Here is a 13,806-nt window from a genome sequence, read left to right as displayed (position 1 = left end):
GGCAGTCTGGAGGAGAAGTGATCGAGGTTCACGCTTTCGAAACCCCGCGCGCGCAAACCGAAGCGCTCGCGCAAGCGGTCGGCGAAGCGCTCGCGGCTTCGCTCGCGCAACGCGCGCGCGCAACGCTCGCGGTGTCGGGCGGCACGAGCCCGCGGCCGTTCCTGCAAACGCTGTCGGGCGCCGCGCTCGACTGGCCGCGGATCGACGTGACACTCGTCGACGACCGCTGGGTGCCCGACACCGACGACGCAAGCAACGCGAAGCTCGTGCGCGAGACGCTGCTGCAGAACACGGCCGCGCACGCGCGCTTCGCGCCGCTCGTCGACATGCGCGAGTCGCTCGACGCGCAAGTCACCGCGCTCAACCAGAGCCCCGCGCACCCGCTGCCCGACGTCGCCGTGCTCGGCATGGGCGAGGACGGCCACACCGCGTCGATCTTCGCGGACGCGCCCGAATGGGACCACGCGATCGCGACGACCGAGCGCTTCGTCGGCGTCCACCCGGGCGCCGCGCCCCATGCGCGCGTGAGCCTGTCGCTCAGCGCGCTCAAGCGCATCGATCGGCTGTTCCTGCTGATCGCGGGAAGCCGCAAGCGCGCGGTGCTCGAGGCGGCCGCGGCCGCGTCGCAGAAGAACGCGATTTCGCAACTGGCCAACCACAACGGGACGAAGCTCGATGTCTACTGGTGCGCAAACTAAGGCCGCTGCGGCGAGCCAGCATGCGGACGGGCCGCGCCTATTGGCCGACGTCGGCGGCACGAACGCGCGCTTCGCGCTCGAGACGGGTCCGGGCGAAATCTCGCAGATCCGCGTGTACCCCGGCGCCGAGTATCCGACGCTCACCGACGCGATCCGCAGGTATCTGAAGGACGCGAAGATCGGCCGCGTGAATCACGCGGCGATCGCGATCGCGAATCCCGTCGACGGCGATCAGGTCCGGATGACGAATCACAACTGGAGCTTCTCGATCGAGGCGACGCGCCGCGCGCTCGGCTTCGACACGCTGCTCGTCGTCAACGATTTCACCGCGCTCGCGATGGCGCTGCCCGGCCTGACCGACGCGCAGCGCATGCAGATCGGCGGCGGCGCGCGCCGGCAGAACAGCGTGATCGGCCTGATGGGGCCGGGCACGGGGCTCGGCGTGTCGGGCCTCATCCCCGCCGACGACCGCTGGATCGCGCTCGGCAGCGAAGGCGGCCACGCGACGTTCGCGCCGATGGACGAGCGCGAGGATCTCGTGCTGCAGTACGCGCGCCGCAAGTACCCGCACGTGTCGTTCGAGCGCGTGTGCGCGGGCCCGGGCATGGAAATCATCTATCGCGCGCTTGCCGCGCGCGACAAGAAGCGGATCGCCGCGAACGTCGACACGGCCGACATCGTCGAGCGCGCACACGCGGGCGACGCGCTCGCGCTCGAAGCGGTCGAGTGCTTCTGCGGGATTCTCGGCACGTTCGCCGGCAACCTCGCGGTCACGCTCGGCGCGTTGGGCGGCATCTACATCGGCGGCGGCGTCGTGCCGAAGCTGGGCGAGCTGTTCATGCGCTCGTCGTTTCGCGCGCGCTTCGAGGCGAAGGGCCGCTTCGACGCGTATCTCGCAAACATCCCGACTTACCTGATCACAGCCGAGTATCCGGCGTTCCTCGGCGTATCGGCGATCCTCGCGGAGCAGTTGTCGAACCGCACGGGCGGCGCGTCGTCGGCCGTGTTCGAGCGGATCCGCCAGATGCGCGACGCGCTGACGCCCGCCGAGCGGCGCGTCGCCGATCTCGCGCTCAATCATCCGCGCTCGATCATCAACGATCCGATCGTCGACATCGCGCGCAAGGCCGACGTGAGCCAGCCGACCGTGATCCGCTTCTGCCGCTCGCTCGGCTGCCAGGGGCTGTCGGACTTCAAGCTGAAGCTCGCCACCGGCTTGACGGGCACGATCCCGATGAGCCACAGCCAGGTGCATCTCGGCGATACGGCCACCGACTTCGGCGCGAAGGTGCTCGACAACACGGTGTCGGCGATCCTTCAGTTGCGCGAGCACCTGAACTTCGAGCACGTCGAGCAGGCGATCGACATCCTGAACAACGCGCGGCGCATCGAGTTCTACGGGCTCGGCAATTCGAACATCGTCGCGCAGGACGCGCACTACAAGTTCTTCCGCTTCGGCATCCCGACGATCGCTTACGGCGACCTGTACATGCAGGCGGCGTCGGCCGCGCTGCTCGGCAAGGGCGACGTGATCGTCGCGGTGTCGAAGTCGGGACGCGCGCCGGAGCTTCTGCGCGTGCTCGACGTCGCGATGCAGGCGGGCGCGAAGGTGATCGCGATCACGTCGAGCAACACGCCGCTCGCCAAGCGCGCGACGGTCGCGCTCGAGACCGATCACATCGAGATGCGCGAGTCGCAGTTGTCGATGATCTCGCGGATCCTGCATCTCGTGATGATCGACATCCTCGCGGTCGGCGTCGCGATCCGCCGCGCCGCGCCGAACGCCGAGCTCGCGGAGGCGATGGCGCGCGCGAAGGCGCGCGCGGGCGCGGGCGACGAGGCCGCCGACGTGCTCGACTGGCTGAGCCACGGCGCGGCGCCCGCGGCGAAAGACTGACGCGCGTTGCGCGTCTCGGCTTGCAGCCATGCCGGAGCCTTCGCGCTCCGGTTTTTTTATCCAGTGAATTTCCGGCACGCGACACTAGCCGCGCGGCATCCGACCTGACGGGCGCCGCAGCCCTCACCATTGCGCCGGTTCAAGCGTGCGCTCGAACGCAGCCTCGAGCAGCGCGGTTTCGTCGTCGTCAAGCGTCAGCTCGAGCGCGGCGAACGCGTCGGCCGCCTCGTGCCGCTGCTGACCCGGCACGTCACCTGCCGTTACGGGCTCTACCTGTGCATGCCGCAGCGAACGCACGTACCGCGACGAAGCCGCCTGCTCATGGACTTCCTGGCCGCCCGGCTCGGCGAACATCCGGACATCGCGCCGATACGTTTTGATCAGGGCGCAAGTGATGCCGATTGGCGAACCCGTTCGATCGCCGATGAACCGTTAGCGTCCGAATAGCGTTTGCCTCGGCCCGATGATCCGTTTTCGAGGATGTTTCAAAAAGAGCAAGCGCGGCTGACCGGAACGTCGCCGCCGGCACACGGCACAAGTCGCAATGATTCATCGCTTACGAGACCCGCGACGACGCGGCGCCGCCCCGATCGCACCGGTTGCGCAACCCGCGCAAACGATAGAAAAACTTTCCACGCGGCGCTGTAAATCCGTACTTCTTTGGAAACATTTTCCATTTTGGCGAAATTAAGCTTGCCGTCAATCGTCACGCATTTGCAGCGTGCCGAACGGCGCCCTCGCCGCGCGCATGCCGCAAGATCGGCGTTCGCGGCGAGCGCCGTCGACATGACGATGCGGCCTCGAAATCGCTCGCTCGGTTTTCCCCACGGAGATCAAAGATGAAGGCATTCAAACCGATGTTCACGTCAACACTCGTCGCCGCGCTGCTCGGCATCGCAACCGCGTCCGCGCACGCGGCCGATCTGCTCGACAACGTCAGGCAGGCCGGCGTGCTGAAGATCGCGCTCGAAGGCACCTACCCTCCGTTCGACTACCGCAACGGCGACGGCCAGCTCGAAGGCTTCGACGTCGACGTCGCGAAGGAAGTCGCCGCGCGGCTCGGCGTGAAGCCGCAATTCGTCACGACCGAGTGGAGCGGGATTCTCGCCGGCCTGCAGGCGGGCAAATTCGACGTGATCGTCAACCAGGTCGGCATCACGCCCGCGCGCAAGCAGGCGCTCGACTTCAGCCAGCCGTATGTGTACTCGGCCGCGCAACTGATCCAGCGCGCGGACGACAAGCACGATTACGGCGCGCCGGGCGCGTTGCAGGGCAAGCGGATCGGCGTCACGCTCGGCACCAACTTCGCCGATCTCGCGAAGACGCTGCAAGGCGTCGACGTGAAGACCTATCCGGGCGCGCCGGAGAAGCTGCGCGACGTCGCCGCGGGCCGCATCGACGTCAGCATGGACGACCGGCTGATGCTGCCGTATCTGATCAAGAACGCGCACATGCCGCTGCGGCCCGGCGCGACGATCAAGGGCGGCGAGACGCAGATGGGCATCCCGTTCCGCAAGGGCAATCCGAAGTTCGCGAAGGCGATCGACGACGCGCTCGCGTCGATGCGCGCGGACGGCACGCTCAAGAAGATCTCCGTGCACTGGTTCGGCGTCGACACGTCGACCCCGACCGCGCAATGACCGGCCGGGCGCCGCCCGACCGCGCCGCGCGCGCCGGCGCGCATGCCGCCGCCGGCGCGCCCGTCAACGATCTGGAGACAAGTTCATGCAAGCGTTCGATCTGGTCGTGCACACCCTCCCCGTCCTCGCGAAAGGCGCGGTCCTCACGATGAAGTTCGCGGTCGCGGCGATGGTGCTCGGGTTGATCGTCGGCCTCGTCGTCGCGATCGTGCGGATCGGCGACAACCGGTTCCTCTGCGCGATCGCGCAGGGCTACGTGAGCCTGATGCGCGGCACGCCGCTCCTCGTGCAGATGTTCGTCGTCTACTACGGGCTGCCCGACATCGGCATCTCGCTCGACCCGACGGCCGCCGGCATCTTCACGCTGACGCTCAACGCGGGCGCGTACCTGTCCGAAAGCATGCGCGGCGCGATCCTCGGCATCGGCCGCGGCCAGTGGGCCGCGTCGCACAGCCTGGGCCTCACGCATGTGCAGACGCTGCGCCACGTGATCTGCCCGCAGGCGCTGCGCCTCGCGGTGCCGAGCCTCGGCAACACGCTGATCAGCCTCATCAAGGACACGTCGCTCGTCTCGGTCATCACCGTCACGGAGCTGCTGCGCTCGACGCAGGAAGTGATCGCGTCGACCTTCCAGCCGCTGCCGCTGTATCTCGCCGCCGCCGCGATCTACTGGGCGCTGAGCACGCTGCTCGCGCGGCTCCAGGGCCGCATCGAAACGCGCTGCGCGCTGCCGTCCGCGCACTGAACGCGCACCGGGGCCGCCCGTCCCGGCCGCGCCCGACCCATCTCGCGAAGAATCCCGACATGATCACGCTCGACAACGTATCGAAGTGGTACGGCTCGCATCAGGTCCTCGCCGATTGCAGCGCGGCCGTCTCGAAAGGCGAAGTGGTCGTCGTCTGCGGGCCGTCCGGCTCCGGCAAGTCGACGCTCATCAAGACGATCCGATCAACGGCCTCGAGCCGTTCCAGAAAGGCAGCATCACCGTCGACGGCGCGCGGCTCGGCGATCCGTCGGTCGAGCTCGCGCGGTTGCGCGCGCGGCCGCATCGAAGGAAACGGCCCGGTGCTGTTCGTGCATACGGGCGGCGCGCCCGCGCTGTTCGCGTATCAGGACGCGTGCCGCGCGAACCGATGACGCGCGGCGCACGCGCACATCGCCGGCCTGCGCGCCCGCGCCGCCGGCCGCGTTACGCGACGTCGGCGCTACCGAGCCTGCCCTTCACCGGCCGGCCGTGCCAGCGCAGCACGAGCGCCCGCCCGCCGAGACACAGCAGCCCGGTGACGCCGATCGTCACGCCCATCGCGAACGGGGTGCCGTCGGCGAGCGCGCCAATCGCGACGCTCGCGAGCGCGCCGAGCGCGAGCTGCATCGCGCCGAACACGGCGGCCGCGGCGCCCGCGTTGTGCGGATAGCGCAGCATCAGGTCGGTCGTGCAGTTCGCGGACAGGATTCCGACCACGCCAACGACGAAGAAGAGGCTCGCGACGATCGACCACAGTCCGCCCAGCCCCGTCAGCGCGAAGAACGCAACGCAGAACGACGCCGCGCAACTCAGCAGCGATGCGCCCGCGATGATCTTCAGCGAGCCGACACGGCCGACGAGGCGCGTGTTCAGGAGGTTGCCGGTCATGATGCCGGCGACGTTCAGCCCGAACAGCAGCCCGTAATGCTGCGGCGACACGTGGAAGTAGTCGATGTAGACGAACGGCGTCGCGGTGATGTACGCGAACATCGACGCGAACGCCATTCCGCCGCACAGCATATGGCCCCACGCGACGGGATCGACGAGGATGCGTCCATACGCGGCGAACGAATTCAGCACGGCCGAGCTCGCGCGCTTCTCGCGCGGCCAGGTCTCGGGCACGCGCAGGAACGCGGCAGTCGCGCAGACCGCGCCGAACAGCGCGAGCACGACGAACACGCCGCGCCAGCCGGAGAAGCGCAGCACCTGCCCGCCGACGAGCGGCGCGAGGAGCGGCCCGATCGCGGTGACGATCGCGACCATCGACAGCACCTTCGCGGCGTCGGAGGGCTCGTGCGCGTCGCGCGCGATCGCGCGCGCGAGCACCGACGCGGCACCCGCGCCGAACGCCTGCAGGAAGCGGACGGCGATCAGCATGTCGATCGATGCGGCGACGAAGCAGCCGATGCTCGCGAGCGTGAAGAGCGCGATGCCGCCGAGCAGCACGGGACGGCGGCCGTAGGTGTCGGACAGCGGGCCGTAGAGCAGCATGCCGATCGAGAAGCCGGCCATGAAGCTCGTCAGCGTGCGCTGCGCGGCGGCGGCGGTCACGCCGAAGCCGTCCGCGATCGCGGGCAGGCTCGGCAGATACATGTCGGTGGCGATCGGCCCGCACGCGGCAAGCGCGCCGAGCAAGAGGATCAGCCGGCCGTCGGGCCGGCGTCTTGCGACGTGAGGCATTGGAATTCCACGAAAAGCGGCGCCTCGCGCCGGTGGCGCGCAGACGGTCAGACAAGGAGGACGGCGGCCGGTCGGGTCGACGCCGAAAGGTCCTGATTGTACGCGTGCCTTCGCCCGGCCGCCGAACGCGCCGCCAACGGGTATATTGCGGGTTCGACACGAAGCGACGGGAGAATCGCGATGAAAGGCGGGCGGCAGACGCGCTGGATGCCGACGAGCAGCGATATCCGCAATCCGGCTCGTCCGAGATCCGGCCGAGTGGCTGCGCATCAAGCGCAAACGGGAATTCCCGACGCCCGGCAAGCTGATCGCCCACGTCGCGCAACGGGCGGCGTCGTTCGCCGTGACCGCCGCGTCGGTCGTCGCCGGCGTGGCGGTTGTCGCGGCGGTGTCGGGCGGTTCCGTGCATGCGATCAAGTTCGCTTTTTTCCTGCGCCTACCGGCTGTGCGTCGGGGAAGCGGCGGCGGTCAACCCGCTCATCGCGCCCGGACAGTCGCGCCTCGACGGCGCCGCCATGAACATTCTGAGCGGGATGCCGCTCGGGTTCCAGTTGACGGGCCAACGATCCGCCGCGCGCCGCGCGCGAGCTTGCCGGCGCTCCGGTCAAGCTCGCGCTTTCCATTCAATTCATCTGTTCGAGTGAGCGACATGACCGCCTTCCTGCTGATCTGGAGCCCCAAGAAATGGCCGTGGCCCGAGTTGCCCGAGATGGCCGCGCGCGTGAAGGCGGGCGAAGCGGTCGCGGACGTCTGGGGTTGCGGCTTCTCGCGCAGCATCCTGCCGGGCGACCGGGTGTTCCTGCATCGCGTCGCGAAGGAGCCGAAGGGCGTGTTCGGCTCCGGCTACGTCGCGCGCGGGCCGTACGAGGTGGCCGATCCGCAGATGAAGCGCGGCTACCGGCTTTGCATCGATTTCGTCTACGACTGGCTCGTCGACGGCCACCGCGAAGTGGTGATCCCGCGCGACGCGCTGCGCGCGCATCCGTTCTCGGTCCAGACGTGGGACGCGCAGACGTCCGGCATCTCGATCAAGCCGGTCGCCGAAGGCGCGCTCGAAAAGCGCTGGGCCGAACTCACCGGCAGGCGCAAGCCGCCGAAACGCGCGTAGCCCGCCGCGACGCGCGAAGCACGCGCGGGAGCGCATGTGCCGGGGGCATCTCGCCCCGCGCGTCACGGCGACGAATCTCGGCGGACGCCGCCGTGCCGCGTCGAACCCAACCGCCAATAACCGCCGATACCACAAGACGACGAAGCGCCGACGAATCACCGGCGAAACCCGCTCCCCGCGTCTCCGGTACAATCAGTCGGATCGATACGCCCGACGCGAGCCGCGGCGCTTCGCCGCTCGCGCGCACTCTCTCGCAGGTCCAAATTCATGTCGAACAATCAAACTCTCTTCGAACGCGCTCAGCGAACCATTCCGGGCGGCGTCAATTCGCCGGTGCGTGCGTTCCGCTCGGTCGGCGGCACGCCGCGCTTCGTCGCCCGCGCGCAGGGCGCGTACTTCTGGGACGCGGACGGCAAGCGCTACATCGACTACATCGGCTCGTGGGGCCCGATGATCGTCGGCCACGTGCACCCCGACGTGCTCGCGGCCGTGCAGCGCGTGCTCGCCGACGGCTTCTCGTTCGGCGCGCCGACCGAAGCCGAAATCGAGATCGCCGAGGAGATCTGCAAGCTCGTGCCGTCGATCGAGCAGGTGCGGATGGTGTCGAGCGGCACCGAAGCGACGATGAGCGCGCTGCGCCTCGCGCGCGGCTTCACCGGCCGCAGCCGGATCGTCAAGTTCGAAGGCTGCTATCACGGCCATGCGGACAGCCTGCTCGTGAAGGCGGGCTCCGGCCTTCTCACGTTCGGCAATCCGACGTCGGCAGGCGTGCCGGCCGACGTCGCGAAGCACACCACCGTGCTCGAGTACAACAACGTCGCGGCGCTCGAAGAGGCGTTCGCCGCGTTCGGCAACGAGATCGCGGCGGTGATCGTCGAGCCCGTCGCGGGCAACATGAACCTCGTGCGCGGCACGCCCGAATTCCTGAACGCGCTGCGCGCGCTCTGCACGAAGCACGGCGCCGTGCTGATCTTCGACGAAGTGATGTGCGGCTTTCGCGTCGCGCTGGGCGGCGCGCAGCAGCACTACGGCATCAAGCCGGACCTGACCTGCCTCGGCAAAGTGATCGGCGGCGGCATGCCGGCCGCCGCGTTCGGCGGCCGCAGCGACATCATGTCGCACCTCGCGCCGCTCGGCGGCGTCTATCAGGCGGGCACGCTGTCGGGCAACCCGGTTGCGGTCGCGGCGGGCCTGGCGACGCTCAGACTGATCCAGGCGCCGGGCTTTCACGACGCGCTCGCCGACAAGACCCGCCGGCTCGCCGACGGCCTCGCGGCCGAGGCGCGCGCGGCCGGCGTGCCGTTCTCGGCCGACGCGATCGGCGGGATGTTCGGCCTCTACTTCACCGAGCAGGTGCCCGCGAGCTTCGCCGACGTGACGAAGAGCGACATCGAGCGCTTCAACCGCTTCTTCCATCTGATGCTCGACGCCGGCGTGTACTTCGCGCCGTCCGCATACGAAGCGGGCTTCGTGTCGAGCGCGCACGACGACGCGACGCTCGACGCGACGCTCGACGCCGCGCGCCGCGCATTCGCCGCGCTGCGAGCCTGATCCGCCGCACGACTGACAGGACGAACCGATGTTCTCGGAAAGCGACTTCACCCACATGCAGCGCGCGCTCGCGCTCGCCGCGCGCGGGATGTACACGACGACGCCGAATCCGCGCGTCGGCTGCGTGATCGTCAAGGACGACGTCGTGATCGGCGAGGGCTTCACGCAGCCGGCGGGCCAGGATCATGCGGAGGTGCAGGCGTTAAAGGACGCGCGCGCGCGCGGCAACGACCTGCGCGACGCGACCGTCTACGTGACGCTCGAGCCGTGCAGCCACTTCGGCCGCACGCCGCCGTGCTCGCACGCGCTGATCGATGCGCGCGTCGGCAAGGTCGTCGCGGCGATGGAAGACCCGAACCCGCAGGTGTCCGGACGCGGCCTCGCGATGCTGCGCGACGCGGGCATCGACGTGCGCTGCGGCCTGCTCGCGCACGAGGCGCACGAAATGAACATCGGCTTCGTGTCGCGGATGACGCGCGGCCGGCCGTGGGTAAGGATGAAGACGGCCGCGTCGCTCGACGGCCGCACCGCGCTCGCGTCCGGCGAAAGCAAATGGATCACGGGCGACGCCGCGCGCGAAGACGGCCACAAATGGCGCGCGCGGGCCTGCGCGGTCCTGACGGGCATCGGCACCGTGCGCGAAGACGATCCGCAGCTCAACGTGCGCGGCGTCGACACGCCGCGCCAGCCGCGCCGCGTGCTGATCGACAGCCGTCTCGACATCCCGCTCGCCGCGCGCCTGCTCGAAGGCGGCTCGCTCCTCATCTTCTGCGGCGCGCTCGATTCGCAAAGCGAAGCGCGAGCGCAGGCGCTGCGCGCGCGCGGCGCGGAAATCGTGCCGCTCGCGAACGCGCGCGGCAAGGTCGATCTGCCCGCGATGCTCGCCGCGCTCGGCGAGCGCGGCATCAACGAACTGCATGTCGAGGCGGGCCACAAGCTGAACGGCTCGCTGCTGCGCGAGCGCTGCGTCGACGAGCTGCTCGTCTATCTCGCGCCAAGCCTGCTCGGCGCGGACGCGGCAGCGATGTTCGATCTCGCCGCGCCGGCGTCGCTCGTCGACCGCACGCGGCTTGCGTTCCATAGCGTCGAGCGCGTCGGCGACGACCTGCGCATCCTCGCGCGCTTCGCGAACGCCTCCCCTACCCATTCATAACGGAATCCGACACGATGTTTACCGGAATCGTCGCGGCGGTCGGCCGCATCGAAACGATCGAGCCGATCGCCTCCGCGCCCGACGCGGGCGTGCGCCTCACGTTGCGCGCGGGCGGGCTCGACCTCGCCGACGTCGCGATCGGCGACAGCATCGCGATCCAGGGCGCGTGCATGACTGTCGTCGCGAAGACGGCCGGCACGTTCGACGTCGAGGTGTCGCGCGAAAGCCTGAACAAGACGGTCGGCCTCGCCGAGCCGGGCGACGTGAATCTCGAAAAGGCGCTGCGCGCGCACGATCGCCTGGGCGGCCACATCGTGTCCGGGCACGTCGACGGGCTCGGCACCGTCACGCGCTTCGCGCCCGTGGGCGAATCGCACGAGTTGCGCGTGCTCGCGCCGCGCGCGCTCGGCCGCTATCTCGCGTACAAGGGCTCGATCACCGTCAACGGCGTGAGCCTCACCGTCAATTCGGTCGAAGACCGCGACGACGGCTGCGAATTCTCGATCAACCTGATTCCTCACACGGTCGAGGTGACGACGCTGCGGCATCTGACGACCGGCGCGAAGGTCAATCTCGAGATCGACATGATTGCGCGGTACGTCGAGCGGATGACGAACGCGCCGAAATAAGCGCGGATCGGCACGGCACGCGCGTCGGGCGGCCGGAATTGCCGCAGCGCGACGCGCGTTCGTTCGATCCGACTCCCGGACGGCTATCCGACGATCGATCGGACGAGCTGATGCTCGGGCGAGCAGCGGTCCGGCCCGCGCATTTGCGCCTTTTCGGGCCCGTTTTTCGGGGCCTCGTTTGGGGCCTGCGTGTGGCCTGCTTGTGGCCTCTTCGGGCCCCGTTTCGGCCCTCTTCGCGCCTGACCGCCGCGCCGCAACCGCTGCGCCCTTACCGCACCGGAAAACGCACCGGAAAACGCGCCGGATACCACGCCAATATCCGCCGGCGCCCGCCGAAAGGCCGCTGCCCGTCGATCCGGACGCGCCGTCCGGCGCCCCGCCATCGGCCATCCGGCCAACGCGGCCGCCCGTCACGCCGCGTCCGGCTAAAACCCGCCGCGCGTGGCGTAAAATACGCGCTTTCCCTTCCCCCTGATCCTTTTATGACGCTCGCCTCCACGCCCGACATCATTGCCGAGCTCAAAGCCGGCCGGATGGTGATCCTGGTCGACGAAGAAGACCGCGAGAACGAGGGCGACCTCGTGCTCGCCGCCGAGTTCGTCACGCCGGAAGCGATCAACTTCATGGCTCGCTACGGCCGCGGCCTGATCTGCCTCACGCTCACGCAGGAGCGCTGCAAGCAGCTCAACCTGCCGCTGATGACGTATCGCAACGGCACCCAGTACGGCACCGCGTTCACGGTCAGCATCGAGGCGGCCGAAGGCGTGACGACGGGCATCTCGGCCGCGGACCGCGCGCGCACGATCGCAACCGCGGTCGCGCACGACGTGCGTCCGGAGCACATCGTGCAGCCGGGCCACGTGTTCCCGATCATGGCGCAGCCGGGCGGCGTGCTCGTGCGCGCGGGCCACACCGAGGCGGGCTGCGATCTGACGGCGCTCGCGGGCCTCACGCCCGCCGCCGTGATCTGCGAGATCATCAAGGACGACGGCACGATGGCGCGCCTGCCGGACCTGCTCGAATTCGGCAAGGAGCACGGCCTGAAGATCGGCACGATCGCCGATCTGATCCACTACCGCAGCCGCACCGAATCGATCGTCGAGCGCGTCGCCGAGCGCACGATGCAGACGGCGCACGGCCCGTTCAAGACGGTGCTGTATCGCGACCACCCGACTGGCTCGCCGCACATCGCGCTCGTGCGCGGCACGCCCGCGCCGCACGACGAGACGCCCGTGCGCGTGCACGAGCCGCTGTCCGTGCTCGACTTGCTCGAGACCGGCGTGTCGACCCACTCGTGGACGCTCGACGCCGCGATGAAGGAAATCGCCGCACGTGAGCTCGGCGTGATCGTGCTCCTGAATTGCGGCGACACGAAGGAACATCTCGTCGACGTGTTCCTCGCATTCGACGAGAAGGAAAAGGCGGCCGAGCTCAAGCGCCGGCCGGTCGATTTCAAGACGTTCGGCATCGGCGCGCAGATCCTGCGCGACGTCGGTGTCGGCAAGATGCAGGTGCTGTCGAATCCGCGCAAGCTCGGCAGCATGTCGGGCTACGGGCTCGAAGTCACCGGCTTCGCGCCGATGCCGGGGAGCGCAACGTCCGCGTCCGACGCCGCATAGCGGGTTTCGCGTCATCGCCGTACTGTTGTCAGCCTGTGCTGCAGCCCCTATCACCGCTCATCCACTCTACGGAAAGAATATGGAAATCGGACAATATCAACCGAACCTCGAAGGCGATGGCCTGCGTATCGGCATCGTTCAATCGCGCTTCAACGAGCCTGTCTGCAACGGCCTCGCGGACGCATGCGTCGAAGAGCTGGAGCGCCTCGGCGTCTCCGGCGAAGACGTGCTGCTCGTGACCGTCCCGGGCGCGCTCGAAATCCCGCTCGCGCTGCAAAAGCTCGCGGAAAGCAACCAGTTCGACGCGCTGATCGCGCTCGGCGCGGTGATCCGCGGCGAGACGTATCACTTCGAGCTCGTGTCGAACGAGAGCGGCGCGGGCATCACGCGCATCGCGCTCGACTTCAACACGCCGATCGCGAATGCCGTGCTCACGACCGAGACCGACGAGCAGGCGATCGCGCGGATGACCGAAAAGGGGCGCGACGCCGCGCGCGTCGCCATCGAGATGGCGAACCTCACGATGACGCTCGATCAACTGAGCGACGACGAAGAGGACGAAGACGAGGACGAGGACGACGAAGACGAAGAGGAGCGCGCATGAAGAAGAGCGCCCGCCGACAATCGCGCGAGCTGGCGACGCAGGGCCTGTATCAGTGGCTGCTGTCGAACGCGGCGCCGGGCGAGATCGACGCGCAATTGCGCGGCGCGCTGGGTTACGACAAGGCCGACAAGACGCTGCTCGACACGATCCTGCATGGCGTGATCCGCGAGCATGCGACGCTTGCCGAGGCGATCTCGCCGAGCCTCGACCGTCCGATCGATCAGTTGTCGCCCGTCGAACGGGCGGTGCTGCTGATCGCGACGTACGAGCTCACGCATCAGATCGAAACGCCGTACCGCGTGATCATCAACGAAGCCGTCGAGCTCGCGAAGACGTTCGGCGGCTCGGACGGCTACAAGTACGTCAACGGCGTGCTCGACAAGCTGGCTGTCAAGCTGCGCCCGGCCGAAACGCAGGCGCGGCGCAACGCGTGATCCTCCGTTCGCGGGCGCGCGGCGCGCGCCCGCTTTTCACCTTCCCCA

At 68.7% G+C, this 13,806-nt stretch carries 14 protein-coding genes and 2 pseudogenes; 13 read left to right on the top strand and 3 right to left on the bottom strand.

Annotation, left to right across the window (positions count from 1 at the left end; all coding sequences use genetic code 11):
• Positions 1-17 precede the first annotated feature (17 nt).
• Positions 18-698, top strand: a complete 681-nt coding sequence (pgl, locus tag AQ610_RS04930; RefSeq protein WP_006025590.1) for a 6-phosphogluconolactonase — start codon at positions 18-20, stop codon at positions 696-698.
• On the top strand, positions 676-2,595 hold the full coding sequence (locus AQ610_RS04925; protein WP_043282353.1) for a bifunctional transcriptional regulator/glucokinase: 1,920 nt from the start codon (positions 676-678) through the stop codon (positions 2,593-2,595). Before pgl ends, AQ610_RS04925 begins: the two co-directional genes overlap by 23 nt.
• Before the next feature lie 123 nt (positions 2,596-2,718).
• Here AQ610_RS04925 and AQ610_RS04920 read toward each other — a convergent pair whose 3' ends face one another.
• On the bottom strand, positions 2,719-2,949 hold the full coding sequence (locus AQ610_RS04920) for a hypothetical protein (protein WP_009913328.1): 231 nt from the start codon (positions 2,947-2,949) through the stop codon (positions 2,719-2,721).
• 131 nt (positions 2,950-3,080) lie between these two features.
• Positions 3,081-3,383: a hypothetical protein gene (locus tag AQ610_RS36750; RefSeq protein ID WP_162486745.1), complete on the bottom strand. Its 303-nt coding sequence runs from the start codon at positions 3,381-3,383 to the stop codon at positions 3,081-3,083.
• A 51-nt stretch (positions 3,384-3,434) separates the two neighbouring features.
• Here AQ610_RS36750 and AQ610_RS04915 point away from each other — a divergent pair, with 51 nt between their 5' ends.
• The 3 genes and pseudogenes from AQ610_RS04915 to AQ610_RS04905 form a co-directional block, all read left to right on the top strand.
• A complete protein-coding gene (locus AQ610_RS04915; RefSeq protein WP_006025588.1) occupies positions 3,435-4,235 on the top strand; it encodes a transporter substrate-binding domain-containing protein in 801 nt (266 codons plus the stop codon).
• Between the two features lie 85 nt (positions 4,236-4,320).
• Entirely contained in the window at positions 4,321-4,980 is a 660-nt protein-coding gene (locus AQ610_RS04910; protein WP_006025587.1) for an amino acid ABC transporter permease, read from the top strand.
• 59 nt (positions 4,981-5,039) lie between these two features.
• A pseudogene (locus AQ610_RS04905) lies at positions 5,040-5,278 on the top strand (ATP-binding cassette domain-containing protein); the annotation flags it as partial.
• A gap of 146 nt (positions 5,279-5,424) precedes the next feature.
• Here the strand turns inward: AQ610_RS04905 and AQ610_RS04900 are convergent.
• Complete coding sequence (locus AQ610_RS04900) at positions 5,425-6,660, bottom strand: Bcr/CflA family multidrug efflux MFS transporter (RefSeq protein ID WP_006025585.1); 1,236 nt, start codon at positions 6,658-6,660, stop codon at positions 5,425-5,427.
• A 238-nt stretch (positions 6,661-6,898) separates the two neighbouring features.
• Here AQ610_RS04900 and AQ610_RS37210 point away from each other — a divergent pair.
• From AQ610_RS37210 to nusB, 8 genes and pseudogenes are all read left to right on the top strand, one after another.
• Positions 6,899-7,220, top strand: a pseudogene (locus AQ610_RS37210) (hypothetical protein); the annotation flags it as partial.
• Between the two features lie 89 nt (positions 7,221-7,309).
• Positions 7,310-7,768, top strand: a complete 459-nt coding sequence (locus AQ610_RS04895; RefSeq protein ID WP_006025583.1) for a hypothetical protein — start codon at positions 7,310-7,312, stop codon at positions 7,766-7,768.
• A gap of 267 nt (positions 7,769-8,035) precedes the next feature.
• Positions 8,036-9,319, top strand: coding sequence for a glutamate-1-semialdehyde 2,1-aminomutase (hemL, locus tag AQ610_RS04890; RefSeq protein ID WP_006025582.1), 1,284 nt, complete (start codon positions 8,036-8,038; stop codon positions 9,317-9,319).
• A 28-nt stretch (positions 9,320-9,347) separates the two neighbouring features.
• The gene (gene ribD, locus AQ610_RS04885) at positions 9,348-10,472 is read left to right on the top strand and encodes a bifunctional diaminohydroxyphosphoribosylaminopyrimidine deaminase/5-amino-6-(5-phosphoribosylamino)uracil reductase RibD (protein ID WP_006025581.1); all 1,125 of its coding nucleotides are present in this window, start codon (positions 9,348-9,350) and stop codon (positions 10,470-10,472) included.
• 14 nt (positions 10,473-10,486) lie between these two features.
• The gene (locus tag AQ610_RS04880) at positions 10,487-11,101 is read left to right on the top strand and encodes a riboflavin synthase (RefSeq protein ID WP_006025580.1); all 615 of its coding nucleotides are present in this window, start codon (positions 10,487-10,489) and stop codon (positions 11,099-11,101) included.
• 482 nt (positions 11,102-11,583) lie between these two features.
• On the top strand, positions 11,584-12,720 hold the full coding sequence (gene ribBA / locus AQ610_RS04875) for a bifunctional 3,4-dihydroxy-2-butanone-4-phosphate synthase/GTP cyclohydrolase II (protein WP_006025579.1): 1,137 nt from the start codon (positions 11,584-11,586) through the stop codon (positions 12,718-12,720).
• Positions 12,721-12,799: 79 nt separating this feature from the next.
• The gene (ribH, locus tag AQ610_RS04870) at positions 12,800-13,324 is read left to right on the top strand and encodes a 6,7-dimethyl-8-ribityllumazine synthase (RefSeq protein ID WP_006025578.1); all 525 of its coding nucleotides are present in this window, start codon (positions 12,800-12,802) and stop codon (positions 13,322-13,324) included.
• Positions 13,321-13,758, top strand: a complete 438-nt coding sequence (gene nusB, locus AQ610_RS04865; protein ID WP_006025577.1) for a transcription antitermination factor NusB — start codon at positions 13,321-13,323, stop codon at positions 13,756-13,758. Before ribH ends, nusB begins: the two co-directional genes overlap by 4 nt.
• Positions 13,759-13,806: the final 48 nt, after the last annotated feature.

This window comes from Burkholderia humptydooensis (assembly GCF_001513745.1).
Lineage (GTDB): Bacteria > Pseudomonadota > Gammaproteobacteria > Burkholderiales > Burkholderiaceae > Burkholderia > Burkholderia humptydooensis.
Note: the sequence above shows the minus strand (reverse complement) of the source record. Positions and strands in the feature narration are given on the sequence as shown.